Source organism: Allobrachymonas chironomi DSM 19884 (genome assembly GCF_000374625.1).
In the GTDB taxonomy this organism is placed as follows: domain Bacteria; phylum Pseudomonadota; class Gammaproteobacteria; order Burkholderiales; family Burkholderiaceae_C; genus Brachymonas; species Brachymonas chironomi.
In genome coordinates this window covers 95,111-120,550 of sequence record NZ_KB894766.1, presented here as the reverse complement: position 1 = coordinate 120,550, position 25,440 = coordinate 95,111, and the positions used below count along the sequence as shown (strand labels likewise).

General features: G+C 66.1%; 20 protein-coding genes. 13 read left to right on the top strand and 7 right to left on the bottom strand.

The window, feature by feature from the left end:
* Positions 1–13: 13 nt before the first annotated feature.
* Positions 14–1,309 (bottom strand): glutamate-1-semialdehyde 2,1-aminomutase, encoded by a 1,296-nt coding sequence (gene hemL / locus C513_RS0103120; RefSeq protein WP_018714571.1) that lies wholly within the window; start codon positions 1,307–1,309, stop codon positions 14–16.
* Between the two features lie 196 nt (positions 1,310–1,505).
* On the opposite strand from hemL, the gene C513_RS0103115 reads away from it, so the two are divergent.
* Both C513_RS0103115 and C513_RS0103110 read left to right on the top strand, forming a co-directional pair.
* Positions 1,506–1,679, top strand: a complete 174-nt coding sequence (locus tag C513_RS0103115; protein WP_018714570.1) for a rubredoxin — start codon at positions 1,506–1,508, stop codon at positions 1,677–1,679.
* 18 nt (positions 1,680–1,697) lie between these two features.
* Positions 1,698–3,509, top strand: coding sequence for a FimL-related protein (locus tag C513_RS0103110; protein ID WP_020608221.1), 1,812 nt, complete (start codon positions 1,698–1,700; stop codon positions 3,507–3,509).
* Positions 3,510–3,512: 3 nt separating this feature from the next.
* Here C513_RS0103110 and C513_RS0103105 read toward each other — a convergent pair whose 3' ends face one another.
* A complete protein-coding gene (locus tag C513_RS0103105; protein ID WP_018714569.1) occupies positions 3,513–5,027 on the bottom strand; it encodes a cryptochrome/photolyase family protein in 1,515 nt (504 codons plus the stop codon).
* Positions 5,028–5,075: 48 nt separating this feature from the next.
* Between C513_RS0103105 and C513_RS0103100 the strand changes: the two genes are divergently transcribed.
* From C513_RS0103100 to C513_RS0103070, 6 genes are read left to right on the top strand one after another with little or no spacing between them, the layout of a single operon-like run.
* Positions 5,076–5,675: a YqgE/AlgH family protein gene (locus C513_RS0103100; protein WP_026320491.1), complete on the top strand. Its 600-nt coding sequence runs from the start codon at positions 5,076–5,078 to the stop codon at positions 5,673–5,675.
* Positions 5,675–6,115 carry a Holliday junction resolvase RuvX gene (gene ruvX / locus C513_RS0103095; protein ID WP_018714567.1) on the top strand — a complete coding sequence of 147 codons (441 nt, stop codon included), beginning with the start codon at positions 5,675–5,677 and terminating at the stop codon, positions 6,113–6,115. The genes C513_RS0103100 and ruvX overlap by 1 nt, the downstream gene beginning before the upstream one ends.
* The gene (pyrR, locus tag C513_RS0103085) at positions 6,112–6,633 is read left to right on the top strand and encodes a bifunctional pyr operon transcriptional regulator/uracil phosphoribosyltransferase PyrR (protein ID WP_018714566.1); all 522 of its coding nucleotides are present in this window, start codon (positions 6,112–6,114) and stop codon (positions 6,631–6,633) included. The genes ruvX and pyrR overlap by 4 nt, the downstream gene beginning before the upstream one ends.
* A 29-nt stretch (positions 6,634–6,662) precedes the next feature.
* On the top strand, positions 6,663–7,625 hold the full coding sequence (locus tag C513_RS0103080) for an aspartate carbamoyltransferase catalytic subunit (protein ID WP_018714565.1): 963 nt from the start codon (positions 6,663–6,665) through the stop codon (positions 7,623–7,625).
* A gap of 12 nt (positions 7,626–7,637) precedes the next feature.
* Positions 7,638–8,957: a dihydroorotase gene (locus tag C513_RS0103075; protein WP_018714564.1), complete on the top strand. Its 1,320-nt coding sequence runs from the start codon at positions 7,638–7,640 to the stop codon at positions 8,955–8,957.
* 30 nt (positions 8,958–8,987) lie between these two features.
* Positions 8,988–9,731 carry a lysophospholipid acyltransferase family protein gene (locus tag C513_RS0103070; protein WP_018714563.1) on the top strand — a complete coding sequence of 248 codons (744 nt, stop codon included), beginning with the start codon at positions 8,988–8,990 and terminating at the stop codon, positions 9,729–9,731.
* A 122-nt stretch (positions 9,732–9,853) separates the two neighbouring features.
* Here the strand turns inward: C513_RS0103070 and C513_RS0103065 are convergent, their stop codons facing one another.
* A complete protein-coding gene (locus tag C513_RS0103065) occupies positions 9,854–11,002 on the bottom strand; it encodes an iron-containing alcohol dehydrogenase (RefSeq protein WP_018714562.1) in 1,149 nt (382 codons plus the stop codon).
* A gap of 52 nt (positions 11,003–11,054) precedes the next feature.
* The gene (gene exaC, locus C513_RS0103060) at positions 11,055–12,575 is read right to left on the bottom strand and encodes an acetaldehyde dehydrogenase ExaC (protein WP_018714561.1); all 1,521 of its coding nucleotides are present in this window, start codon (positions 12,573–12,575) and stop codon (positions 11,055–11,057) included.
* A gap of 334 nt (positions 12,576–12,909) precedes the next feature.
* On the opposite strand from exaC, the gene C513_RS0103055 reads away from it, so the two are divergent.
* Entirely contained in the window at positions 12,910–14,949 is a 2,040-nt protein-coding gene (locus tag C513_RS0103055; protein ID WP_018714560.1) for a sigma-54-dependent Fis family transcriptional regulator, read from the top strand.
* Between the two features lie 14 nt (positions 14,950–14,963).
* Here C513_RS0103055 and C513_RS12585 read toward each other — a convergent pair whose 3' ends face one another.
* From C513_RS12585 to C513_RS12580, 3 genes are read right to left on the bottom strand one after another with little or no spacing between them, the layout of a single operon-like run.
* Positions 14,964–15,791: a phosphatase PAP2 family protein gene (locus C513_RS12585; RefSeq protein ID WP_018714559.1), complete on the bottom strand. Its 828-nt coding sequence runs from the start codon at positions 15,789–15,791 to the stop codon at positions 14,964–14,966.
* Positions 15,788–16,633 carry a metallophosphoesterase family protein gene (locus tag C513_RS0103045; protein ID WP_018714558.1) on the bottom strand — a complete coding sequence of 282 codons (846 nt, stop codon included), beginning with the start codon at positions 16,631–16,633 and terminating at the stop codon, positions 15,788–15,790. Before C513_RS0103045 ends, C513_RS12585 begins: the two co-directional genes overlap by 4 nt.
* On the bottom strand, positions 16,630–17,664 hold the full coding sequence (locus tag C513_RS12580; protein ID WP_211215716.1) for a diacylglycerol/lipid kinase family protein: 1,035 nt from the start codon (positions 17,662–17,664) through the stop codon (positions 16,630–16,632). The genes C513_RS0103045 and C513_RS12580 overlap by 4 nt, the downstream gene beginning before the upstream one ends.
* 67 nt (positions 17,665–17,731) lie before the next feature.
* Between C513_RS12580 and C513_RS0103035 the strand changes: the two genes are divergently transcribed.
* The 4 genes from C513_RS0103035 to C513_RS14400 all read left to right on the top strand — a co-directional run bounded on the left by C513_RS0103035 (position 17,732) and on the right by C513_RS14400 (position 25,363).
* Entirely contained in the window at positions 17,732–18,430 is a 699-nt protein-coding gene (locus tag C513_RS0103035; RefSeq protein WP_026320490.1) for a transposase, read from the top strand.
* A gap of 208 nt (positions 18,431–18,638) precedes the next feature.
* On the top strand, positions 18,639–23,504 hold the full coding sequence (locus C513_RS0103030) for a glutamate synthase-related protein (RefSeq protein WP_018714555.1): 4,866 nt from the start codon (positions 18,639–18,641) through the stop codon (positions 23,502–23,504).
* A 35-nt stretch (positions 23,505–23,539) separates the two neighbouring features.
* Entirely contained in the window at positions 23,540–25,018 is a 1,479-nt protein-coding gene (locus tag C513_RS0103025; protein ID WP_026320489.1) for a glutamate synthase subunit beta, read from the top strand.
* A gap of 174 nt (positions 25,019–25,192) precedes the next feature.
* Positions 25,193–25,363 carry a hypothetical protein gene (locus C513_RS14400; protein WP_018714553.1) on the top strand — a complete coding sequence of 57 codons (171 nt, stop codon included), beginning with the start codon at positions 25,193–25,195 and terminating at the stop codon, positions 25,361–25,363.
* Positions 25,364–25,440 lie beyond the last annotated feature (77 nt).

The window sequence follows — 25,440 nt, the reverse complement described above, 5'->3', positions numbered from 1 at the left end:
ATGGGTTTGCCGTTCAGGCCAGGGTTTTGAATACCCCGGCGGCCATGGCCACGGTCTCGTCGATATCGGCATCGGTATGGGCAGCGCTGACAAAGCCGGCCTCGTACAGCGCCGGGGCAAAGTGCGCGCCGGCATCGAGCATGCCGTGGAAAAAGCGGTTGAAGCGGGCGCCATCGCTGCGCATCACCTGGCTGTAGTTCTGCGGCAGCTCGGGCAGCAGGAAGAAGCCGAACATGCCGCCTTCGCAGTCGGTGCGGAAGGGCACGCCAGCGGTATCGGCAGCCTGTTGCAGGCCGTCCATGAAGCGCTTGGTTCTGGCACCCAGGGCCTCGTAGAAGCCGGGCTTGCGGATTTCGCGCAGCGTGGCCAGACCGCAGGCAGTGGCCACCGGGTTGCCGGACAGGGTGCCGGCCTGGTAGACGGCGCCCAGCGGCGAGATGTGTTCCATGATGGCGCGCTTGCCACCAAAGGCTGCCAGCGGCATGCCGCCGCCGATGACCTTGCCCATCACCGTGATGTCGGCCTCGATGCCGAGCACCGATTGCGCACCGCGCAGCGCCACGCGAAAGCCGGTCATGACTTCGTCGATGATCAGCAGCGTGCCGTATTCGGTGCACAGTTCGCGGCAGCGGCGGGCAAACTCGGGCGTCGGGCGCACGAAGTTCATGTTGCCGGCAATCGGCTCCATGATGATGCAGGCCAGCTCCTTGCCGTGCAGCGCAAAGGCCTCTTCAAGCTGCGGCACGTTGTTGTATTCGAGCACCAGCGTATCCTGTACCACCGCCTGCGGCACGCCGGCACTGGTGGCCGCGCCAAAGGTCGCCAGGCCGGAGCCGGCCTTGACCAGCAGGGCATCGGCATGGCCGTGGTAGCAGCCCTCGAACTTAACGATGCGGTTGCGGCCGGTGGCACCGCGCGCCAGACGGATGGCGCTCATGCCGGCCTCGGTGCCGGAAGACACCAGGCGCACCATTTCCAGACCGGGCATGATGGCCAGGATTTCCTCGGCCAGCTCGATCTCGCGTTCGGTCGGGGCACCGAAGGAGAACCCTTCGAGGGCGGCCTTTTGCACGGCCTCCAGCACGGCGGGGTGGCCGTGGCCGAGGATCATCGGACCCCAGGAGCCCAGATAGTCGATCAGGCGGCGGCCTTCGGCGTCCCACAGATAGGCTCCCTGGGCGCGCTCGATGAAGCGCGGCGTGCCGCCGACAGCGCGAAAGGCGCGTACCGGCGAGTTGACGCCACCCGGAATCACGCGCTGGGCGCGCTCGAACAGTTGCTGGTTGCGGTCGGAAGTGGAGGAGGACATGCGTTTGACTCGGCTGACAGGGCGCGGCCGGCAGCACCTGTTGTGCTGCCAGGACAATCTCCGGCCCAATCCGCAAGTTTACCGCGCCCCTGTAAAAAAGTCAGTGCATGACCGTACATGCAACAGATAGCCCATGTAACTTGTCAGACTGGATAGAATCGATTCCATTGCAAGAACAAACGAACTGGAGAATGGTGTGGCCGAACCCAAGACCTGGATGTGTCTGATCTGTGGCTGGATTTACGATGAAGCCGTGGGCGATCCCGAACACGGCATCCCCGCCGGCACGCGCTGGGAAGATGTGCCGGATGACTGGAAATGCCCCGAGTGCGATGGTGGCAAGGCCGATTTCCAGATGGCCGTCTTCTGATCCGGTCGCGACCCTGACATGAGTGCCGGCCCCTTGTCTGCCCAGCCTGAACGGCTGCCCGCCCTGGCTGCCTGGCCCGAACCGCCCAGCCTGCCGGCGCTGGATGCCGCGCTGGCGCTGTTGCAGGCGTCACCGGCGGAAGTGCACTGGGAGCAGCTGACACAGCAGTTCCGCCAGCTGGCGGTCAGCCTGGCACAGCAGCAGCGCCCGGCGTCTTCCTGGTATGCGCTGACGCTGGCACTGGCCGCGGTTGGCGCGCCGCGCCAGCCCGATGGCGGTGCGCAGGCAGTCGGCCTGCTGCAGGTGGCGACCGATGCGCTGCGCGGTTATCTGGAATGGCATGCTGCCGATGCTCCGGCTGCCTACGAGGACGCGCGCGAGCTGCTGTCCAGCTACCGGCTGCTGGCTGATCTGGCCGGTCTGCGCCGCATCGAGGCGTCCGACCTCTGGGCCATGAGCCGTACCGATTGGCAGTGGCTGGATCTGGCTCCGGTCGGGCAGGACAACGACCGCCTCGAACCCGATTTGTACGAGACCGTGCTGCGCCTGTTCCGCAGCCATGGCGGCAGTGGCACGCGCGAACTGTTCGCGCTGGCCGGCGCGCGCATGCAGCAGGGCGATCAGCCCGAGTCCGCACGCGCCTTCTGGCAGCTGCTGGCCGGCGTGACGCAGCTGCTGGCGCTGGCCGTGCTGCCCTGGGACCTGTTTGCGCGCCGCCTGCTGGCCGGCGTGGTCACGCGCCAGACGCGGCTGGAGCAGGGTCAGCCCGATGACGAGGCGGTACGGCACCGGCTGGCCGGCATGATGCTGTACCTGCTGCACGATGGCATGGCGCGCCTGCCACCCGGCAGCAGTGCCACGCTGGCGCGTGCGCTGGCATCGCACTATGGCGTGCTGCCGCTGCAGCAGGAGCCGGTGGTGGTGCAGGTGGACATCACGCCGCAGCGTGCCTGGCTGCAGAAGCTGGCGGCCTGCCTGCCAGCCGACGAGCTGCGCGGCAGTGGCGAACAGCGCCTGCCGATTCATCTGTACAACTGTTTTCTGCAGGATGCCGATGACTGGTCGCGCCAGCTGCTGGTGACGCTGCAGGAATGGGCACTCGAGCCTGGCAGTGCCTTCCCCGAGGCGGCGATTGGCCTGGCCGAACAGCTGGCTTCGGGCGCGGCGGCCGTCGGGCTGCAGGAGCTGGCCACGCTGGCGCATGGCATGGAGCGGGCGTTGCATGGCGTGCGCTGCCGCCGCTCGGTCAGCGGCCAGGGCTTGCACACCTTGCGCAGCGGTGTCGAGGTGCTGCGCCTCGGGCTGCATCAGTTTGCTGCCGGTCTGTCACGCCCCTTGCCGCCGGCGTTGCTGCGCGAACTGGCCGCGCTGGCGGTGCCGAGCCGCCATGCGCGCACCGTGCTGCCGCTGGTGGAATGGCCCAGCCTGGTGCAACTGTCGGCGCCGGAAGCCGCGGCTGCGCCCACGCTGACCGTGCATGCGCCCGCCGTACCGGAACAGCGTCGGCAGGCCCGGGCCACCGTGCTGCGTCAGGTGTTGCTGGACGAGGTGCGCGATCGCCAGATCCAGCTGCAGGCGGTACTGCGCCACTGGCAGGCGCGTCCGGACAACGAAGGGGCCGGCGCCGAATGCCTGCGCCTGCTGCAGTCCCAGCTTGATGTTGCCCAGCAGCTGGAGGACGGCGCGCTGCAGGCCGCGATCCGGCAGGCCATGGGCGCCTGCAGCCTGGTGCGTGCCACCGGGCAGGGACAGGCCGGATGGCTGGCGGAGCTGCAACTGGCCGTCGCGGCCATCGATACCGCCTTGCAGCCGCTGGCGTCGGCGGCCTGAACGTCAGCGCCTGGGTGCGCGCGAGCCACGCAGGCTGGCACGCCGCTCCAGCGCGGCACGGCGCGAGGCCTTCAGCTCGACGATCGGCTTCGGGTAGCTGTTGCCCAGAATCACGCCGGCGGCTTCCAGTTCCAGCGGCCCGGTTTCCCAGGGAGCATGCAGGTCTTCATCAGACAGCGCAGCCAGTTCCGGCAGGTAGCGCCGGATGAATTTGCCCTGCGGATCCAGCTGCTGGCTCTGTCGTACCGGATCGAGAATGCGGAACCAGGGCAGGGCGTCCGGCCCGACACCGGCGGCCCACTGCCAGCCCAGCAGGTTGCTGGCCAGTTCGGCATCGTTGAGATAGGTATCGAAATGGCGCAGCCCCCAGCGCCAGTCCACGTTCAGGTGGCGCGTCAGGAAGTTGGCCGTCAGCACGCGCAGCTGGTGGTGCATATAGCCGCTTTGCTGCAGCTGGCGCATGGCGGCATCGACCAGCGGGTAGCCGGTCCGGCCTTCGCACCAGGCCTGGAACAGCTTCTTGCCGTGCGGACCATGGTCCCAGGGCAGGCGGTCAAGCTCGGGGTGGAAGGCCTTGTCGGTCAGCTGCGGCAGGTGGTAGAGCAGCTGGAGACAGTAGTCGCGCTGCGCCAACTGGGCCAGCCAGGCGCCGGCACCGGTATCGCCCTGCAGCTGGCGTTCGCGGGCACTGCGTGCGGCTTCGCGGATGCTGAGCGTGCCAAAGCGCAGGTGTACGCCCAGGTAGCTCGGGCCGCGCACGGCCGGAAACTGGCGTCGCAGCGGAAAGTCCTGCATGCGGTGCATGAACTCCTCCCATTGGCGATGGGCGCCGCTGGTGCCGGGATGGATGGCCAGGTCATCCAGGTTGGTGGCATGAAAACCCAGCGCTTCCAGTGTCGGCGGCGCTTGCCGCCAGGCCGGTGGTCGTGCCGTCAGCCGCTGGCTGTATTGCGAACTCGGGTAGCTGGACAGATACCAGGGCGTGAGCCGGGCCAGCCAGTGTTCCAGGTAAGGCGCAAAGCTGGTGAAAGGCGTCTGGTTGGCCGTGAGCAGCTCGTCGCGGCCAAAGATCACGTGGTCCTTGCAGGTGCGCAGCGAGATGCCGCGATCCGACAGGCCGCCGCGCACCTGGTTGTCGCGTGCCATGGTGGCCGGCTCCTCGTCGTGGTTGGCAAACACGGCTTGTACGCCCAGGCTGTAGGCCAGTTCGGGCAGCAGCACCTGGGCGCGGCCCCGCAGGAAGATCAGGCCGGCGTGTTCGGCATCGGGCACATGGTGGATCTGTGCCAGCCGGCGCAGCTGACTGTCCAGCTCGTCCAGGCTGTGGTGGATGAACTCGACGCGCCGGTCGGAGCGCGGCAGCGGATCCAGCATGTCGCTGTCCCAGGTGAAGACGCAATAGACCTTGCGGCAGCTGCGCAGCGCCAGCCACAGCGCAGGGTTGTCGTGGCAGCGCAGATCGCGGCGGAACCACATCAGGCCGGAGTCGAATTCGGGTTGGGCGGGGATCGGGGTCATGCGCTGCAAAAGGGTGTCGCCGGAGCGTGAAACCTCTAGAATCGGGACATGGCTACAGATTCTGCACCAGCTCTGCAATTGGCACAGCATTTCCTGATCGCGATGCCGGGCATGGAGGATGATGCCTTCGCTGGCAGCGTGGTCTATATCTGCGAACACGGACCCGAGGGCAGCCTCGGCCTGTGCATCAACAAGACGGCCGACGGGGTGCTGCTGGACGATCTGTTCGACACCATGGGCCTGCCGCTGCATCGCCCTGATCTGGCCGGCTCTGCCGTGCTGTGGGGCGGTCCGGTACAACCCGAGCGCGGCTTCGTGCTGCACCACCGGCTCGAGGATCCCGACAGTACACTCTCGCGCTACACCTCCAGCCTGAGCCTGCCAGACGGCCTGCAGGTCACCACCTCGCGTGACATCCTGCAGGACATGGCCGAAGGCGGCGGTCCGCCGCAACTGCTGTTCACGCTCGGCTATGCCGCCTGGGATGGCGGCCAGCTGGAGGACGAACTGCTGCGCAACAGCTGGCTGACCGTGGCGGCCAGCGCCGACGTGCTGTTCGATACGCCGCTGGAACAGCGCTACGACCGCGCGTTGGCCCTGCTCGGCATCCAGTCCTGGATGCTGTCCAGCGCTGCCGGGAGCGCCTGATGCAGCCCGAAGACCTGTTCCAGCAGCCCGGCCAGCCGCCGGCGGTGCCACCCGAGCGCTACCAGAGCTTTCTGGCGCTGGATTATGGCAAGAAGCGTACCGGTATTGCCGTGGGCAACCGCATCCTGGGCACGGCCAGTCCGTGCAAAAGCATCACGGCACAGGGCGATGAGCGCTTTGCCGCGGTTGCCGCGGTGTTGCAGGAGTGGCAGCCCGAGGCGCTGGTGCTGGGCATTCCCTGGCATCCGGATGGCGCCGCGCACCAGAACACGAAAAAGGCGATCGCCTTCGGCAAGCAGCTGGCCACGCGTTTCAAGCTGCCGGTGTTTACCGTGGACGAGCGTTACACCACCACGGAGGCGCTTTCCCGCGGGGCCGCCGATGCCGATGCCGCCGCAGCCTGTATCATTCTTGAACAATTCCTGAACCCGATCCCATGACCGACACCACACCCGCCAGTGGCGCCCTGATGCTGGACGCCGAAGCCCTGTTCCAGACCCTGAGCCAGCAAATCGAACGCATCCGTACCCCCGAGCTGAAGCTCGCCGGCATTACCTCCGGCGGTGCCTGGATGGTGGAGCGCCTGCAGCAGCAGTGGGGGCTGGATGCCGTGGGCACCATTTCCACCGCCATGCACCGCGACGACTTTGCCAAGCGTGGCCTGGCCGTGACGGCGCAGACCCAGCTGCCGTTCGAGGTGGAAGGCGCGCACATCCTGCTGCTGGACGACGTGCTCTACACCGGCCGTACCATCCGCGCGGCGCTCAACGAAATTTTCGATTACGGCCGTCCGGCCAGCGTGCGCCTGGCGGTGCTGGTGGATCGCGGTGGCCGCCAGCTGCCGGTCGATGCCGATATCGCGGCCGCGCGCCTGCTGCTGCCGCCGACCCAGTCGCTGGCGCTGCTGCGTGCCAGCGACGGCAGCTTCAGCTTCCGTCTCAAGCCCAGCAAGTCCTGATTTTCCTTTCTTGTTCCGGGAAAGCCTCCATGTTCCTCTCCAAGAATCCCCAGCTCAACAGCCACGGTGAACTGATCCACCTGCTGTCCACCGAAGGGTTGTCGCGCGAGCACCTCACACACATTCTCGATACGGCAGCGCAGTTCGTCAGCATCAACGACCGCGAGGTCAAGAAGGTGCCGCTGCTGCGTGGCAAGAGCGTGTTCAACCTGTTCTTCGAGAACAGCACGCGTACCCGCACCACTTTCGAGATCGCGGCCAAGCGCCTGAGTGCCGACGTGTTCAACCTCGATATCGCGCGTTCGTCGGCCAGCAAGGGCGAGTCGCTGCTCGACACCATCGCCAACCTGAGCGCGATGGCGGCCGACATCTTCGTGGTGCGCCACAGCGAAAGCGGCGCGCCTTATCTGATCGCGCAGAATGTGGCACCGCACGTGCACGTGGTCAACGCCGGTGACGGCCGCCACGCGCACCCGACGCAGGGCCTGCTCGACATGTACACGATCCGCCACTACAAGGGCGATTTCACCAACCTGCGCGTGGCCATCGTCGGCGACGTGCTGCACTCGCGCGTGGCGCGCAGCGACATCCATGCGCTGACCACGCTCGGTTGCCCCGAGGTGCGTGTGGTCGGCCCGAAGACCCTGGTGCCGGCCAGCTTTGCCCAGCTGGGCGTGCAGGTCTTCCATGAGCTGGAAGAGGGTATCCGCGACTGTGACGTGGTCATCATGCTGCGCCTGCAGAACGAGCGCATGAGCGGTGCGCTGCTGCCCAGCAGCCAGGAATACTTCCACAGTTTCGGCCTGACGCACGAGAAACTGCTGCGCGCCAAGCCCGATGCCATCGTGATGCACCCGGGCCCGATCAACCGCGGCGTGGAAATCGATTCTGCCGTGGTCGATGGCGCGCAAAGCGTGATCCTGCCGCAGGTGACTTTCGGTATTGCCGTGCGCATGGCCGTGATGAGCATCGTCGCCAGCCATGACGCCTGAGAGAGACAACGCATGAAAATCCGCATTCAGGGTGGCCGGGTCCTCAACCCGGCAGACGGAACCGACCAGCTGGCCGATATCGCCATTGCCTCCGGTCGCATCATCGGGATCGGGCGCCTGCCGCAGGACTTTGCGCCGCAGCGCACCCTGGATGCCAGCGGCTGCTGGGTGTTGCCGGGGCTGGTCGATCTGGGCGTGCGCCTGCGCGAGCCCGGCCAGGAGCATGCCCACATGCTCGAAAGCGAACTGGCTGCCGCCGTGGCTGGCGGCGTGACCAGCCTGGTCTGCCCGCCCGATACCGATCCGGTACTGGACGAGCCCGGCCTGGTCGAGATGCTGCGCTTCCGCGCGTCGCGCCTGCGCCAGAGCCGGGTCTTTCCGCTGGGGGCGCTGACGCGCAACCTGCAGGGCGAGGTGCTGACCGAGATGGCTTCGCTGACCGAGTCCGGCTGTGTCGGCTTCTCGCAGGCCGATGTGGTGGTGCGCAACACCCAGGTGCTGCAGCGTGCCTTCCAGTACGCCGCCACCTTTGGCTATACCGTCTGGCTGCGTCCCGAAGATGCCTGGCTTGGCGGCGGCGTGGCCGCGGCCGGTGCGCTGGCCACGCGCATGGGCCTGTCCGGCGTGCCGGTGCTGGCCGAAACCATTGCCATCATGACCATCGTCGAGCTGATGAAGGTCACCGGCGCGCGCGTGCACCTGTGCCGCCTGTCCAGTGCGGCAGCCGTGGAGCTGGTGCGTCAGGCCAAGGCGGCCGGCCTGCCGCTGAGCTGCGACATCAGCATCAACTCGCTGCATCTGGCCGAAGCCGATATCGGCTATTTCGACAGCCGCGCGCGCCTGTGTCCGCCGCTGCGCCAGCCGTCCGACCGTGCGGCGCTGCGTGCCGGTCTGGCCGATGGCACGATCGATGCGCTGGTCAGCGACCACACGCCAATGGAGGCCGATGCCAAGGTGCTGCCGTTTGCCGAAGCCGCGCCCGGTGCCACCGGCGTCGAACTGCTGCTGGCACTGGCGCTCAAGTGGGCCGCAGAAGACGGCCTGAGCCCGTTGCAGACGCTGGCTACCGTGACCCACCGTTCTGCCCAGGTGCTGGGCCAGTCGCTCGGCACGCTGTCGGCCAGTGCCGGCCAACTGGTGGTGGGCGGCATGGCCGATATCTGCATCTGGGATCCGGAGCAGCTCTGGCAGGTGACGCCGCAGGCGCTGCGCAGCCAGGGCAAGTTCACGCCGTTCCAGGGCTTCGAACTGCAGGGTCGCGTGCGTGCGACCGTGGTGGATGGCCAGATCGCCTTCGAAGCAGAACGCAGCAAGGTGGCGCAGCCGGCCTGATTTCCGCAGCCAGAGTCCGGGAAGAAAAAAATGGAGACAAACACCTGGCGTGGCCTGGGGCGCCTGTGGCGTCTGCTGGCCCACATTCTTGCGGGCTTCTGGATCGTCTATACGCGCTTTCCGCGCCTGGGCGAGGCCGAGCGCCGGGCCACCGTGCAGCGCTGGGCGGCCGAGGCGGTGCGCCGCTGCGGCATCACGCTGCAGGTGCGTGGCACTCCGGCCGAGGCCGGGCCGGATGGCCTGATGCTGGTGGCCAATCACATTTCCTGGGTGGACATCCCGACCATCCATGCGATCCGCTTCTGCCGTTTCATTTCCAAGTCGGAAGTGAAGCACTGGCCGGTGGTCGGTCGTCTGGCGGACTCGGCCGATACGCTGTACCTGCAGCGCACCTCGCGCCGTGATGCACACCGCGTGCTGCACACCATGGCGGAGCGGCTGCAGCAGGGCGATGTGCTGGCCTTCTTCCCCGAAGGGACGACCAGCGACGGTGTCGATCTGCTGCCCTTCCACGCCAACCTGCTGCAGGCCGCCATCAGCGTGGATGCGCCGGTGCAGCCGGTGGCGCTGCAGTTTCTGGATGCGCAGGGAAGGCTGAGCCAGGCGCCGTGCTACATCGGGGACGACACGCTGCTGGAATCACTCTGGCGCACGGTGCGCGCCGAGGGCGTGGTGGCACGCGTGACCTTTGGCGAGCCGGAGCGGGCGCAGGGGCGCAGCCGGCAGCAGTGGGCGCAGGATTTGCAGCGGACGGTGGCGGAATTGCGGCGCTGAGCGAGCGATAAGGGCGCCCCAAGTTCTGCCGCTATAAAAAACGCCCCCGCGTGCTGCGTCAGGACGCAGGGCAGCGGGGGCAAACGCTGGCATCCAGGCCAGCGCAACAGGAGCCAGGACGATCAGCGCGGACCGTAGGCCTCGGCAAAGATGCCGACGATCTCGGCGTGGCTGGCCTGCACCGGGTTGGTGAATCCGCACACGTCCTTGAGCGCGTTTGCGGCCAGCACGTCGAAGTCCTCGCGCTTCACGCCCAGCTCTTCCAGCGATTTCGGAATGCCGACGATATCGGCCAGCTTCTTGATGGCCGCCACCGGATCCAGACCCGCCAGTTGCGGGTTGTTGGCCTGCAGAATGGCGCCGACTTCGTTGAGCTTGCCGGAAGCAGCGCTCATGTTGAAGGCCTCGACATGCGGCAGCAGCAGCGCGTTGCAGACGCCGTGCGGCAGGTCGTAGAAGCCGCCGAGCTGGTGCGCCATGGCATGCACGTAACCAAGCGAGGCGTTGTTGAAGGCCATGCCGGCCAGGAACTGCGCATAGGCCATCTTCTCGCGCGCTTCCTGGTTCTTCGGCTCGCTCACGGCGGTGGGCAGGTAGCGTGCGATCAGTTCGATGGCCTTGACGGCGCAGGCATCGGTCAGCGGCGTGGCGGCGGTGGAGACATAGGATTCGACCGCGTGCGTCAGCGCATCCATGCCGGTGGCGGCGGTCAGCGAGGCCGGCATGCCTTCCATCATGCTGGAGTCGTTTACCGACAGGAAGGGGGTGACGTGCTTGTCGACAATGGCCATTTTCACGTGGCGCGTCTCGTCGGTGATGATGGTGAAGCGCGTCATCTCGGATGCCGTGCCGGCCGTGGTGTTGACCGCCAGCAGTGGCAGCTGCGGCTTGGCGGACTTGTCCACGCCCTCGTAGTCCTCGATCTTGCCGCCGTTGGCCGCGACCAGCGCAATGCCCTTGGCGCAGTCATGCGAGGAGCCGCCGCCCAGCGACACCACCAGATCGGCCTGCGCCGCCTTCAGTGCTTCCAGGCCGGCATTGACGTTGCTCACGGTCGGGTTGGGCTGGGCACCGTCAAACACGGTGGCGGGAATGCCCTGGGCTGCCAGCTTGTCGGACACGGTGTTGGCCACACCGATCTTGCTCAGGCCGGGGTCGGTCACGATCAGGGCCTTGCGAAAGCCCATCTTGCCGACGATCTGCAGCGCCTCGTCGAGTGCGCCGGGGCCGATGATGTTCTGCACGGGCATGAAGAAATGGGATACGGACATGGGAGTCTCCTTGTAGGTATGGAAAAAAGCCAGAGGATGGGAACTGCAGGGGTCAGAAGAAGCCCAGCTTGTTTTCGCTGTAGCTGACCAGCAGGTTCTTGGTCTGCTGGTAGTGGTCGAGCATCATCTTGTGGTTTTCACGGCCGATGCCGGATTCCTTGTAGCCGCCGAAGGCAGCGTGCGCCGGATAGGCGTGGTAACAGTTGGTCCATACGCGGCCGGCCTTGATGCCACGGCCCATGCGGTAGGCGACGTTGCCGTTGCGGCTCCACACGCCGGCGCCCAGGCCGTACAGCGTGTCGTTGGCGATTTCCAGCGCCTCGGCTTCGTCCTTGAAGGTGGTCACGGCCAGCACCGGGCCGAAGATTTCCTCCTGGAAGATGCGCATCCTGTTGTGGCCCTTGAACAGCGTGGGCTGCACGTAGTAGCCGCCAGCCAGGTCGCCTTCCAGTTGGGCCGGAGCGCCGCCGATCAGCACCTGCGCGCCTTCCTGCTTGCCCAGCTCCAGATAGCTGCTGATTTTTTCCAGCTGGACCTTGCTCGCCTGTGCGCCCAGCATGGTGTCGGTATCCAGCGGGTTGCCCTGCTTGATGGCGGCCACGCGCTGCAGGCAGCGCTCGATGAAGCGGTCGTAGATCGATTCCTGGATCACGGCGCGCGAGGGACAGGTGCAGACCTCGCCCTGGTTGAAGGCGAACAGCACCAGGCCTTCGATCGCCTTGTCGAGGAAGGCATCGTCCTTGTCCATGATGTCGGCAAAGAAGATGTTGGGGGACTTGCCGCCCAGCTCCAGCGTCGCGGGAATCAGGTTGTTGGCAGCGGCCTGGGCAATCACCCGGCCGGTGGCCGTGGAGCCGGTGAAGGCGATCTTGGCAATGCGGCGGCTGGTGGCCAGCGGCATGCCGGCCTCGCGGCCGAAGCCGTTCACCACGTTGAGCACGCCGGGTGGCAGCAGGTCGGCGATCAGCTCGGTCAGCACCAGAATGCTGGTAGGGGTCGACTCGGCCGGCTTGAGCACCACGCAGTTGCCGGCGCCCAGGGCAGGGGCCAGTTTCCAGGCGGCCATCAGGATCGGGAAGTTCCAGGGGATGATCTGGCCGACCACGCCCAGCGGTTCCTGGAAGTGGTAGGCGACCGTGTTGGCGTCGATCTCCGACATGTGGCCTTCCTGCGCGCGCAGGCAGCCGGCGAAGTAGCGGAAGTGGTCTGCGGCCAGCGGAATGTCGGCATTCAGCGTTTCGCGTATCGGCTTGCCGTTGTCCACGGTTTCGGCATAGGCCAGCTTTTCCAGATTGGCTTCGATGCGGTCGGCAATCTTCAGCAGGATGTTGCTGCGCTCGCCAGCCGAGGTCCTGCCCCAGGCGTCGGCGGCGGTGTGGGCGGCGTCCAGCGCGAGTTCGATATCCTCGGCGGTGGAGCGGGCTGCCTGGCAGTAGGCCTGGCCGTTGATCGGCGTGATGTTGTCGTAGTACGCGCCCTTCACCGGCGGTGTCCACTGGCCGTTGATGAAGTTGTCGTACTTGGCCTTGAATTGAAGAGGGGCGCCAGCCTGGCCGGGTGCGGGATAGATCATGGGGTGTCTCCTTGGATATCGGTTGTGGTTTGCAACGGCTTGAAGCACGCCGTCGCCCTTTCCGATGCAAGGGGTGTGCCAGGTTGGCCGGAATGCGGGTTTGTCCGGAGATGAAGTGGCCTGCACAGTGCTGCATGACCTGTACGCAACGGGATTTGTTGTGCCAGGCTGTGCCAGCTGTACCAGCGCGGGTGTGCCGGATCTGTACCAGTTGTTCCGTTTTGGCACAGTGCAAACGCCAAGACGGGACCGGAAGCCGCCGTGCTAGCATCGTCCGATCGATGACAGACAAAGAGGCAGGAACCCTTTCCCCGTCCTGCACAAGGAGACAGCCATGAACGCACTTGGCACTGTCGAATCAGAGGCCCTGCTGCGCCGCGCCCGCCATGCGCTTTACGAGCGGGACGCATTGCCCGAGGATTTGTTGCCCGCATCGCTGGCGCATGTAACGCGCTCGTGGCGGCGCAGCCTGGACGCTGGTGTGGATGCCTTCACCGCCCGCCCGCATGTGCCGCACCTCTCGCGTTTCGAGGTGGAGCGCGCCACCGAGCGCCAGCACGAACTGCTCGCCCATGCACGCCCGGTGATGGAATACCTGCACGGGCAGACGCGTGGCAGCGGCAGCGTTCTGCTGCTGGCTGATGCCGATGGTCTGCTGCTGCATGCCTTGGGTGATCCGGGCTTCATGACGCGTGCCGAGCGTGTGGCACTGATGCCGGGAGCTTCCTGGCATGAGCAGCACCGCGGCACCAATGCCGTGGGCACGGCGCTGGCCGAGGGCGTGCCGGTTGTCGTGCATGGAGGCGAACACTTTCTGGAGTGCAACAGCTTTCTCACCTGCGCTGCGGCGCCGGTGGTGGCGCCCGATGGCAGCGTGCTGGGCGTGCTCAACATGTCCGGCGAGCGCAGCAGCCGGCATCCGCATACCTTCAGCATGGTGCGCGCAGCCACGCAGATGATCGAGAACCGGCTGTTCGAGGCGTGCCACGGGCGGCATATGCGGCTGCACGTGCATCCGCTGGCGGAAGGAATCGGCACGCTGGCCGAGGGGGTGCTGGCCCTGTCGGAAGCGGGCGTGCTGGTGGGAGCCAACCAGGCAGCACTGGCCTTGCTCAACTTGCGTGCCAGCCAGCTGGGAAGGGTACGACTGGACCAGGTAGTGGATGTGGACCGCGAACAATTGCTGCGCGCCAGCTACCGCAATCCTGCGCCCATGCGCGTGCGCTGCCTGAGTGCGCCAGCCGTGCCGGAGTTGCATGTGCGGGTGGAGCAGGGCTGGTCGCGCGCCAGCACGCTGGACATGCCGGCACGCGCCACGATCCGCGAACCCGATGCGCTGCAGGCGCTTGATACCGGCGATGCTGCCTGGCACTGCGTGCTCGAGAAAGCACGCAAGGTGCTGGACAAGCCGATTGCAGTGCTGCTGCATGGGGAATCCGGCTCGGGCAAGGAGGTGCTGGCCAAGGCCATCCATGCCAGCAGCCAGCGTCGCGGGCAAGCCTTTGTGGCGGTGAACTGCGCCGCCCTTCCGGAAAACCTGATCGAGGCGGAACTGTTTGGATACGCGCCCGGTGCCTATACCGGGGCACGGCGCGAGGGGGCCCCCGGTAGCATCCGCCAGGCGCACGGCGGAACCCTGTTTCTGGACGAGATCGGCGACATGCCGCTGGCCATGCAGACCCGCTTGCTGCGTGTGCTGCAGGAGCGCCAGGTGGTGCCGCTGGGCGGCGGGCAGCCCGTGGCGGTGGATTTTGCGCTGGTCTGCGCCACCCACCGGGACCTGAAGGAAGAGGTGGCTGCTGGCCGTTTCCGTGCCGACCTGTACTGGCGCCTGAATGGCCTGACGTTGCGACTGCCAGCCCTGCGCGAGCGCAGTGACTGGGACACGCTGGTGCAGCGCATGCTGCAGCGGCATGCGCCACATCGTGCCATCGAGCTGGATCCGGCGCTGGCGCGCGTGCTGCGGCAGCATCCCTGGCCCGGTAATTTGCGCCAGCTGGACAACACCTTGCGCACCACCGTGGCACTGCTGGACGATGCCTGTGTGATTGGCATGGAGCACCTGCCGGATGACCTGGTGCAGGAACTGCAGGAGGCACGGCAAGCTTCAAGCGCAGATCGCTTACCGGGTGTGTCCTATAGTCAAGGCCAACGCGTCGCTGAGGGGGATGCTGGAACGCAAGCGGGAGTCCAGGCGGAGGGTGGGCTGTCCCGCCTGCGTTCGGGCTGCGTGCCGCTGGCTCAATACACGCGCGACGTGATGGAGCAGGCCCTGCGCGAGGCGGAGGGCAATCTTTCCCTGGCGGCGCGCCGGCTCGGTATTAGCCGCAACACCTTCTACCGTCGCATCATGCGCAAGCGGCCGGACGCCTGAGCAGGCCTAGAAGGTCAGGTGCGCCGTTCCAGCGCCCGCACCAGCCCGATGCTCCCCAGCAGCCAGATGCTGCCCGACAACCAGCCGCCCAGCACATCGGTGAGATAGTGCACCTGCAGGCCGATGCGGCTATAGCCCACGGCGGCGACGGCGAGCGCGGCCAGGGTGATCAGTGCGGCACGCAAGCCCCGTGGCCAGTGCGGATGCTGGTGCAGCAGGATCCACGCCAGCATGCCGTAGGCCACCAGCGAACCCGAGCTGTGGCCGCTGGGAAAGCTCAGGCCACCGGCCATGGTGTAGCCCTCCAGATGCTCCGGCCGCACGCGGCCCACCCATTGCTTGAGGCCGGTATTCAGCAGCGCGTTGCCGGCAATGGCCCAGACCCAGCCGATGGCCATGGGCCGTTCTCCGCGCCAGATCCAGAACAGGGCACCCGCGATGCAGGCGGCTGTCAGCACGGGCGTATCGGCCAGATGGCTCACGCTGCCAAACAGGTGGAGCAGGGTAGGATGCACATGCAGGCTGAGCGTATGCGCCAGAGTGGTGTCGAGTCGGGTCACCGGGCCGTTGTGCACCACCTGCCAGGCCAGCACGCTCCAGAGCGTCGCGGCGAGGAGCATCCACGCAGTAGCCGAGTTGCCGAGTGGCGCGTAAAGGGGGCGACGGATGGCACTGTCGCGCTGCATGTAGCTGCCCAGGGGCAGGGCGATGGTCACCACCGTCAGCAGCCACAGCACGAAAACATTGCCCGGTGCCTGTCCCCAATGCTGCGCCACGGAAGTCCAGAAAGCGCTGTGCGTGGCCAGTGCGTCGGGGCTGGCCGGTATCGGAACGCCGCTCATCGCAGCCAGGTGGTGGCGACGCAGGCAAAGGCCTGCAGGCTGGCGTCGAAATCCCAGCGCTCCACCTGCCATTGCGGGTTGCGCAGTTGCAGCGGGTTGTGCAGATGCCCCTGGGGCGCGGCGGTGGCGGGTCGGATCAGGTTCACGGAGTTCGGGTAGTTGTCGCGGATGCGGTCGGAAAGGGCGGTGCCGGATTGCAGCGCCCACAGCGGGGTGGGGGCGTCCTGCGGCCCCAGCGGAATCAGCTCCACATAGGGTTCATGGATGTGGCCGCCCAGCACCCCGGCGGCACCGGCAGCGCGCCAGCTGGCGTTGGCTTGCACGGCGCCGCGGAGCAGGTTCTTGCGCTCTTCCTCCTCGATCACGAGTGCGGGCTGATGCACGGCGACGAGCTTGAGCGCATCGCTGGGGAGGGCCTGCAGGCGCCGGCTGACGTTGGCAATCTGCGCGGGCGAGGCTTCGCCCTGGATATGCCGGTAGCGCCGCGTGGTGCGAACGCCGATCAGCTGGATGGGGCCCAGATCCCAGTGGATCACGCCATCGGCATCGAAGGCGGTGGGGAAGTATTGCTGGTACAGACGGTACGGCCACAGAAAGCGGCGCCAGGGCAACCAGAGCGAAATGTCGTGGTTGCCAGGCAGGGCCATGCGCGTCTGCACCGGCAGGCCGTCCATGAAGGCGCGTGCGGCGGCAAACTGGCCGCGGCGGGCGCGCATGGTGATGTCGCCGGCCAGCAGCACATGCTCCACCTGCTCGGCCTGCACCAGTGCGCGCAGGGCATCGGCCACGGCAGGTTGCTCGGTGCCGAAATGCGTGTCGGAGATCTGCAGCAGGCGGCTCATGCGGGAGCTCCCTGGGGCAGTGGCGAGAGCAGGGATTCGAGCAGCGAAGGCTCTTCGGCTGCGGGTTCGGCGGGCACGCGTAGCGGAGTCGGCACGATCAGCTGCAGGGCGTCGTTGTCCACCTCGAAGCGCAGTGGCGCGCGCATCCAGTGGACCTCGCCGTCGGTTGCCACCTTGATGCGGCGTCCGCCCAGATAGCCGCGCGCCTGCACGTCCAGCTGGCGGAACGGGAAATGCCGCACGGCATCTTCCGCATCGCCCAGCGTGCCGAAGGCGCCGCGCAGTGCCAGGCCGATCAGGCGCGGCGTGCTGACGGGGGCCAGCAGCACGGCATGCAGGCGGCCGTCGAGTTCGGAGGGCTGCTCCCCGTCTTCGGGTGCGGGCATCAGCCCGGTCTGCTGCAGCTGCAGCGCATTGTTGGCCACGAACAGGGTGGGGGTCTTGCGCACGCCGTCATGGCCTTCGCCGCTCAGGCGCAGCGTCAGTTGCACCGGGCGGCGCAGCAGGCTGAACAGGGCGGCCAGGCCGGCCACGAAGCGGCTGCGGCCCAGCGTGGCCTTGAAGCTCTCGCGGTCTTCCAGCACCTGCGGATACAGCCCCAGGCTGGCGTTGACCAGGAACAGGCGGCCATTCACGCGCCCGGCCTGCACCGGGCGCACCACGCCATCCAGCATCTGCTGCACGGCTTCGGCCGGGTCGGGGGAGATGCCGTAGGCACGGCAGAAATAATTGAAGGTGCCCTGGGGAATCACGCCCAGCACGCAGCCGCTGCCGGCCACCTCATGCGCCACCGTGCTGATGGTGCCGTCACCACCCGCCGCCACCACGATGGCGCCCTGCTCGCAGGCCTGCTGCACGGCGGCGCGGATCTGCTGGGGCAGGGAGCGCCCGGGCTGCAGCGGAATCAGGCGGAACGCGCGGCCGGAGGCCTCCAGCGCGGCGCGGATGGGTTGGGCTGCATCTTCCTCCGCATGGCGCCCGGCGCCCGCGTTGAAAAGAACCAGCAAGGGAGCGTCGGGGACAGGTGTCATGGGCAGACCCGGGCGATACACTGCATCTTGTTCTTGTGGCAATTCATCCAGAAACGGAGTGACAGGCATGGCGCGATTGGTAAGGCTGAGTGTGGCGGGCTATCCGCATCACGTCATCCAGCGGGGCAACAACCGCCAGGCCATCTTTCTGGATGAGACTGATTATGAGCGCATGCTGCAGCTGTTGCGCGAGGCGAGTGCGCGACACCGTGTAGGACTGCATGCCTGGGTGCTGCTGCCCGGCCAGATGCAGTTGCTCGCCACCCCGCAGGACGCCGACGGCCTGCCGCGCATGATGCAGGACGTGGGCCGCGCCTATGTGCGCACCTTCAACAACCGCCACTTGCGCAGCGGCACCTTGTGGGAAGGGCGCTATCGCAACACGGTGGTGGACCCCGACCTGCTGCTGCACGCCATGGCCTGCCTCGACAGCCTGCCGGTGCGTGAGCAACTGGCCCGCTCGCCGCAAGGCTACGCCTGGAGCAGCAGCGCCCATTACACCGGCGAACGCAGCGAACGCATGGTGACGCCGCCCACGCAGATCTGGCAGCTCGGCAACACGCCGTTTGCACGCGAGGATGCCTACCGAGCGCTGCTGCACGAGCACGAGTCGGGGCATGGTTGCGCGCAGTTTCAGGAGGCGGCGCTGGGGGGCTGGGCGCATGGATCGCCCGATTTCGTGCTGCAGCTGCAACAGCTGACCGGACGCAGATTGCAGAAGTCACAGGCTGGAAGGCCGGCCAGAAAGGCTCCTGAGGCCGGGTGAAGGGGTCATCGGGGTATTGGAAAAAGCGGTTTTCTTTTTAAAAACAATGAATTGAATATGCCCCCAATTAAATTGCCTGATGGTTCTTCAAGGAAATTAATGGGTATCTGACCCCATTTATTCTTGATGCAATCCCGCTTTTTTTGCCGTATTCTCCGATCTGTCAAGGGATGCACCATCCCTCCACTCTCTGAACGGGATATTTCGTATGAGCTCTACGGCAGAAAAAAACCATCTGGAACAGCACGGCCTGTATGCGGCCAGCCAGGAACATGACGCCTGTGGCGTGGGCTTTGTGGCCCATATCCGTGGCGAGAAAAGCCATGCCATCGTCACCCAGGCCCTGAAGATCCTGGAAAACCTGGATCACCGCGGTGCCGTGGGTGCCGACAAGCTGATGGGTGATGGTGCCGGCATCCTGATCCAGTTGCCCGATGCGCTGTATCGCGAGGAAATGGGCCAGCAGGGCGTGGAACTGCCGCCGGTGGGCGAGTACGGCGTGGGCATGATCTTCCTGCCCAAGGAGCATGCCAGCCGTCTGGCCTGCGAGCAGGAAATGGAACGCGCCATCAAGGCCGAAGGCCAGGTGGTGCTGGGCTGGCGCGATGTGCCGGTGAATGCGGAAATGCCGATGTCTCCGGCCGTGCGCGAGAAGGAGCCGGTGATCCGCCAGGTGTTCGTCGGACGTGGTGCCGATGTCATCGTGCAGGATGCGCTGGAGCGCAAGCTGTACGTGATCCGCAAGACCGCCAGCGCCAACATCCAGAAGCTGCAGCTGAAGTACAGCAAGGAATACTATGTGCCCAGCATGAGCAGCCGTACCGTGGTGTACAAGGGCCTGCTGCTGGCGGATCAGGTCGGCGTCTACTACGACGATCTGGCAGATGAGCGCTGCGTCTCCGCGCTGGGCCTGGTGCACCAGCGTTTCTCCACCAACACCTTCCCCGAGTGGCCGCTGTCCCACCCCTACCGCTACGTGGCGCACAACGGCGAGATCAACACCGTCAAGGGCAACTACAACTGGATGTTGGCGCGCGAAGGCGTGATGTCTTCCCCGGTGCTGGGTGAAGACCTGCAGAAGCTGTACCCGATCAGCTTTGCCAGCCAGTCCGATACCGCCACCTTCGACAACTGCCTGGAGCTGCTGACCATGGCCGGCTACCCGATCAGCCAGGCCGTGATGATGATGATTCCCGAGCCCTGGGAGCAGCACGAGTCGATGGATCCGCGCCGCCGCGCCTTCTATGAATACCACGCCGCCATGCTCGAGCCCTGGGACGGTCCGGCCTCGCTGGTGTTCACCGATGGCCGCCAGATCGGCGCCACGCTGGACCGCAACGGCCTGCGTCCGGCGCGCTACTGCGTCACCGATGACGGCTTTGTCATCATGGGTTCCGAATCCGGCGTGCTGCCGGTGCCCGAGCACAAGATCGTCAAGAAGTGGCGTCTGCAGCCGGGCAAGATGTTCCTGATCGATTTCGAGCAGGGCCGCATGATCGACGACGAGGAAATCAAGGCCCAGATGTCGAACAGCAAGCCCTACAAGCAGTGGATCGAGAACCTGCGCATCGGCCTGCATGACCTGCCGGTGCAGAACGTGGTGCGCGGCCAGAGCAATGTCGGCGTGTCGCTGCTGGATGCGCAGCAGGCCTTCGGCTACAGCCAGGAGGACATCAAGTTCCTGATGGCCCCGATGGCAGCGCAAGGCGAGGAAGGCGTGGGCTCCATGGGCAACGACAGCCCGCTGGCGGTGCTGTCGGATCGCAGCAAGCCGCTGTACAACTACTTCCGCCAGCTGTTTGCCCAGGTCACCAACCCGCCGATCGATCCGATCCGCGAAGCCATCGTGATGTCGCTGGTGTCCTTCATCGGCCCCAAGCCCAACCTGCTGGACATCAACCAGGTGAACCCGCCGATGCGTCTCGAGGTGGCCCAGCCGATCCTCGATTTCGATGACATGGCGCGCCTGCGCAACATTGCCGAGCAGACCCAGCGCAAGTTCAGCAGCTATACGCTGGACATCACCTACCCGGTGGAGTGGGGCGCTGACGGCGTCGAGGCCAAGCTGGCTTCGCTGTGCGCCGAAGCGGTTGATGCCATTACGGCCGGCAACAACAACGTGCGCGGCATCCACAACATCCTGATCATCAGCGACCGTGCCATGGGCCCGGGCCGCGTGGCAGTGCCGGCCCTGCTGGCGCTGTCCGCCATTCACCAGCACCTGGTGCGCTCCGGCCTGCGTACCACCACCGGCCTGGTGGTGGAAACCGGTTCCGCCCGCGAAGTGCACCACTTCGCCGTGCTGGCCGGTTACGGTGCCGAAGCCGTGCACCCCTATCTGGCGATGGAAACCCTGCAGAACATCCACAAGGAACTGCCGGGTGACCTGAGCGCTGCAAAGGCGATCGCCAACTACGTCAAGGCGATCGGCAAGGGCCTGAGCAAGATCATGTCCAAGATGGGCGTGAGCACCTACATGAGCTATTGCGGTGCCCAGCTGTTCGAGGCCATCGGCCTGAACACGGCCACCGTGCAGAAGTACTTCACCGGCACGGCCAGCCGCGTGGAAGGTATCGGCGTGTTCGAGATCGCCGAAGAGGCCCTGCGCCTGCACCAGGCGGCGTTCGGCAACGATCCGGTGCTGGCAAAGGCGCTCGATGCCGGTGGCGAATATGCCTGGCGGGTGCGTGGCGAACAGCACATGTGGACGCCGGACGCGATCGCCAAGCTGCAGCACAGCACGCGGGCCAACAACTTCAACACCTACAAGGAATACGCCCAGATCATCAACGACCAGAGCCGTCGCCACATGACGCTGCGCGGCCTGTTCGAGTTCCGCTTCGACCCGTCTGCCGCCGTGCCGCTGGAAGAGGTCGAGCCGGCTGCCGAGATCGTCAAGCGCTTTGCCACCGGTGCCATGTCACTGGGCTCGATCTCCACCGAGGCGCATGCCACGCTGGCGCTGGCCATGAACCGCATTGGCGGCAAGAGCAACACCGGCGAGGGCGGCGAGGATCCGGCGCGTTATCGCAACGAGCTCAAGGGCATCCCGATCCAGCAGCAAACCACGCTGGCCGCCATCATCGGCACGGACAAGGTGGCCGCCGATATCGCCGTGCAGGCCGGTGACAGCCTGCGCAGCAAGATCAAGCAGGTCGCCTCGGGCCGCTTCGGTGTCACCGCCGAGTACCTGAGCAGCGCCGACCAGATCCAGATCAAGATGGCCCAGGGTGCCAAGCCGGGCGAGGGCGGCCAGCTGCCGGGCGGCAAGGTGAGCGATTACATCGGCTTCCTGCGCCACAGCGTGCCGGGCGTGACGCTGGTGTCGCCGCCGCCGCACCACGACATCTATTCGATCGAGGATCTGGCGCAGCTGATCCACGACCTGAAGAACGTTGCGCCGCATGCCGATATCAGCGTCAAGCTGGTGTCCGAGGTCGGTGTTGGCACGATTGCCGCCGGCGTCACCAAGTGCAAGGCCGATCACATCGTGATCGCCGGCCATGACGGCGGTACCGGTGCCTCGCCCTGGTCCTCCATCAAGCATGCCGGCAGCCCGTGGGAAATCGGCCTGGCCGAAACCCAGCAGACGCTGGTGCTGAACCGCCTGCGTGGCCGTGTGCGCGTGCAGGCCGACGGCCAGATGAAGACCGGTCGCGACGTGGTGATTGCCGCCTTGCTGGGCGCCGACGAGGTCGGCTTTGCCACGGCACCGCTGGTGGTCGAGGGCTGCATCATGATGCGCAAGTGCCACCTCAACACCTGCCCGGTGGGCGTGGCCACGCAGGACCCGACGCTGCGCGCCAAATTCACCGGCCAGCCCGAGCATGTGGTCAACTACTTCTTCTTCGTGGCCGAGGAAGTGCGTCAGCTGATGGCGCAGCTGGGTATCCGCAAGTTCGACGAGCTGGTCGGCCGCAGTGATCTGCTGGACATGCAGAAGGGGCTGGCGCACTGGAAGGCGGGTGGCCTGGACTTCAGCCGCCTGTTTGCCCAGCCGCAGGTGGCCGCCGAGGTGGCGCGCCTGCACGTCGATACGCAGGAGCACGGCCTGGAAAAGGCGCTCGACCAGACCCTGATCCACAAGTGCCGTCCGGCCATCGAGAAGGGCGAGAAGGTCAAGTTCATCGAGCATGCCCGCAACGTCAACCGCACCGTCGGTGCCATGCTGTCCGGCGCCGTGACCAAGCTGCACCCCGAGGGCCTGCCGGATGACACCATCCACATCCAGCTGGAAGGCACGGGTGGCCAGTCCTTTGGTGCCTTCCTGTGCAAGGGCATCACGCTGAGCCTGATCGGCGAGGCCAACGATTACACCGGCAAGGGCCTGAGCGGCGGCCGTGTGGTGGTGCGCCCGAGCCTGGATTTCCCCGGCGTGGCGGCAGACAACATCATCGTCGGCAACACCGTGCTCTACGGTGCGACGACCGGTGAAGCCTTCTTTGCCGGTGTTGGTGGCGAACGCTTTGCCGTGCGCCTGTCCGGTGCCACCGCCGTGGTGGAAGGGACTGGCGACCATGGCTGCGAATACATGACGGGCGGCACCGTGGCCGTGCTCGGCAAGACCGGCCGCAACTTTGCTGCCGGCATGAGTGGCGGCGTGGCCTATGTCTATGATGAAGATGGCCAGTTCGCCACGCGCTGCAATACCGCCATGGTGACGCTGGAGCCGGTGCTCAAGGCCGAAGAACAGCACACCCGCATCGATGCCGGCATCTGGCATCGTGGCCAGAGCGACGAGGAGCAGCTGAAGAAGCTGCTGCAGGACCACAGCCGCTGGACCGGCAGCCGCCGCGCCCGCGACATCCTGGAAAACTGGGACACCAGCCTGAAGAAGTTCGTCAAGGTGTTCCCGCACGAGTACCGCCGTGCCCTGGCCGAAATCCATGCACGTGGCAGGACCGGTGCCGGCGAAAGCCCGATTGCCGACATCACCCAGCAGGTGGCAGCCACTGCCGTCGAGATGAAGTCGGCTGGTGGCCCGGCCAAGAAGCCGGCGGCCCGCAAGCCCGCCGCACGCAAGCCGGCTGCCGGCCGGAAGAGCTCCGGCAAGACCGGCAGCAAGACCGAATAAGCCCCGCAACCTTCATCAGACAAGGGAAGACGATCATGGGAAAAATCACTGGATTCATGGAATACGAGCGGCTGGAAGAGGGTTACCGTCCGGTCAGGGAACGCCTCAAGCACTACCGCGAATTCGTCATTGGCCTGGACGACGCACAGGCCAAGGTGCAGGCGGCACGCTGCATGGACTGCGGCACGCCGTTCTGCAACAACGGTTGCCCGGTCAACAACATCATTCCGGACTTCAACAACCTGGTCTATGCCCAGGACTGGCAGGATGCGCTGGAGGTGCTGCACAGCACCAACAACTTTCCCGACTTCACCGGCCGCATCTGCCCGGCCCCGTGCGAGGCGGCCTGCACGCTGAACATCGACAAGTCTCCGGTCGGCATCAAGTCGATCGAGCACGCCATCATCGATCGCGGCTGGGAAAATGGCTGGGTCAAGCCGCAGGTGGCAGCGCAGAAAACCGGCAAGAAGGTGGCCGTGGTGGGCGGTGGCCCGGCTGGCATGGCAGCGGCCCAGCAGCTGGCCCGTGCCGGTCACAGCGTTACCGTGTTCGAGAAGAATGACCGTGTCGGCGGCCTGCTGCGCTACGGCATCCCCGATTTCAAGCTGGAAAAATCCCATATCGATCGCCGCATCGAGCAGATGCAGGCCGAAGGCGTGGAATTCCGCACCGGCGTGGTGGTGGGCGACTGGCCGGCAGACAGCAAGGTCACCAACTGGGCCAGGGACAGCATCAGTGCCAGACAGCTGCAGAAGGATTTCGATGCCGTGCTGCTGACTACCGGCAGCGAGCAGAGCCGTGACCTGCCGGTGCCGGGCCGCGCGCTGGATGGCGTGCACTTTGCCATGGAGTTCCTGCCGCAGCAGAACAAGGTCAACGCCGGCGACAAGCTGCCCAAGCAGCTGCGTGCCGACGGCAAGCACGTGATCGTCATCGGCGGTGGCGACACCGGCAGTGACTGTGTCGGTACCAGCAACCGCCACGGCGCGGCCAGCGTGACCCAGTTCGAACTGCTGCCGCAGCCGCCCGAGGAAGAAAACCGTCCGCTGACCTGGCCCTACTGGCCGCTCAAGCTGCGCACCAGCTCCAGCCACGACGAGGGCTGCACGCGTGAATTTGCCATCGCCACCAAGGAATTCGTGGCCGGTACCGGCAAGGACAAGGGCCGTGTCGTGGCGGTCAAGACCGTGCGCCTGGAATGGCAGGACGGCAAGCCGACCGAGGTGCCCGGCAGCGAGGAAACCCTGCCGGCAGATCTGGTGCTGCTGGCCATGGGCTTTGTGCACCCGGTGCCTGCCGTGCTCCAGGCCTTTGGTGTCGAGGCCGATGCACGCCACAACGCCCGTGCCACGACCGAGGAGCAGGGCGGCTATGCCACCAGCGTACCCGGCGTGTTCGCTGCCGGTGACGTGCGCCGTGGCCAGTCGCTGGTGGTCTGGGCCATCCGCGAAGGCCGCCAGGCGGCACGTGCGGTGGACCAGTACCTGATGGGTTCCAGCGTGCTGCCGCGCTGATCCGGCCGCTCAGCGCCCGTGCCTGCAGCCCCCGCTCCGCCAGGAGATGGGGGCTGTTTTTCGGCTCAGCTGTCGGCCTGTTCCGACACGTGGATCAGCGCTGCGCCGATGGCTGGCCGGCAGGCTGCCCATCAGAATGGAGGCCATGCAACAAACACACATGAGGAGGTTGCCATGTCTTTCGTTCTCTACATGATCGGTTTCCTGATCTTCATTGGCGGCCTGGCCTGGGGTGCGTCCGTGGCCGGCGTGCCGGAGATGTACATCATCATCGGTGCCGTGACCCTGTTCGGTCTGGGCATCCTGTCCGCCGTGGCCCGGACCCGCGCCAAGGACCCCAATTAAGCCAGCGCTCCACATTCAGGGTGTACGCTTGCCGCCAGAAGCAGGCTGCAAAAAGACAAATGGCTCCGCATCGACGG

Excerpts from the sequence above, each read along its gene's own strand:
- hemL (WP_018714571.1), bottom strand. The coding sequence starts at position 1,309 with ATGTCCTCCTCCACTTCCGACCGCAACCAGCAACTGTTCGAGCGCGCC.
- C513_RS0103110 (WP_020608221.1), top strand. The coding sequence starts at position 1,698 with ATGAGTGCCGGCCCCTTGTCTGCCCAGCCTGAACGGCTGCCCGCCCTG.
- C513_RS0103105 (WP_018714569.1), bottom strand. The coding sequence starts at position 5,027 with ATGACCCCGATCCCCGCCCAACCCGAATTCGACTCCGGCCTGATGTGG.
- C513_RS0103100 (WP_026320491.1), top strand. The coding sequence starts at position 5,076 with ATGGCTACAGATTCTGCACCAGCTCTGCAATTGGCACAGCATTTCCTG.
- ruvX (WP_018714567.1), top strand. The coding sequence starts at position 5,675 with ATGCAGCCCGAAGACCTGTTCCAGCAGCCCGGCCAGCCGCCGGCGGTG.
- pyrR (WP_018714566.1), top strand. The coding sequence starts at position 6,112 with ATGACCGACACCACACCCGCCAGTGGCGCCCTGATGCTGGACGCCGAA.
- C513_RS0103080 (WP_018714565.1), top strand. The coding sequence starts at position 6,663 with ATGTTCCTCTCCAAGAATCCCCAGCTCAACAGCCACGGTGAACTGATC.
- C513_RS0103075 (WP_018714564.1), top strand. The coding sequence starts at position 7,638 with ATGAAAATCCGCATTCAGGGTGGCCGGGTCCTCAACCCGGCAGACGGA.
- C513_RS0103070 (WP_018714563.1), top strand. The coding sequence starts at position 8,988 with ATGGAGACAAACACCTGGCGTGGCCTGGGGCGCCTGTGGCGTCTGCTG.
- C513_RS0103065 (WP_018714562.1), bottom strand. The coding sequence starts at position 11,002 with ATGTCCGTATCCCATTTCTTCATGCCCGTGCAGAACATCATCGGCCCC.
- exaC (WP_018714561.1), bottom strand. The coding sequence starts at position 12,575 with ATGATCTATCCCGCACCCGGCCAGGCTGGCGCCCCTCTTCAATTCAAG.
- C513_RS0103055 (WP_018714560.1), top strand. The coding sequence starts at position 12,910 with ATGAACGCACTTGGCACTGTCGAATCAGAGGCCCTGCTGCGCCGCGCC.
- C513_RS12585 (WP_018714559.1), bottom strand. The coding sequence starts at position 15,791 with ATGAGCGGCGTTCCGATACCGGCCAGCCCCGACGCACTGGCCACGCAC.
- C513_RS0103045 (WP_018714558.1), bottom strand. The coding sequence starts at position 16,633 with ATGAGCCGCCTGCTGCAGATCTCCGACACGCATTTCGGCACCGAGCAA.
- C513_RS12580 (WP_211215716.1), bottom strand. The coding sequence starts at position 17,664 with ATGACACCTGTCCCCGACGCTCCCTTGCTGGTTCTTTTCAACGCGGGC.
- C513_RS0103035 (WP_026320490.1), top strand. The coding sequence starts at position 17,732 with ATGGCGCGATTGGTAAGGCTGAGTGTGGCGGGCTATCCGCATCACGTC.
- C513_RS0103030 (WP_018714555.1), top strand. The coding sequence starts at position 18,639 with ATGAGCTCTACGGCAGAAAAAAACCATCTGGAACAGCACGGCCTGTAT.
- C513_RS0103025 (WP_026320489.1), top strand. The coding sequence starts at position 23,540 with ATGGGAAAAATCACTGGATTCATGGAATACGAGCGGCTGGAAGAGGGT.
- C513_RS14400 (WP_018714553.1), top strand. The coding sequence starts at position 25,193 with ATGTCTTTCGTTCTCTACATGATCGGTTTCCTGATCTTCATTGGCGGC.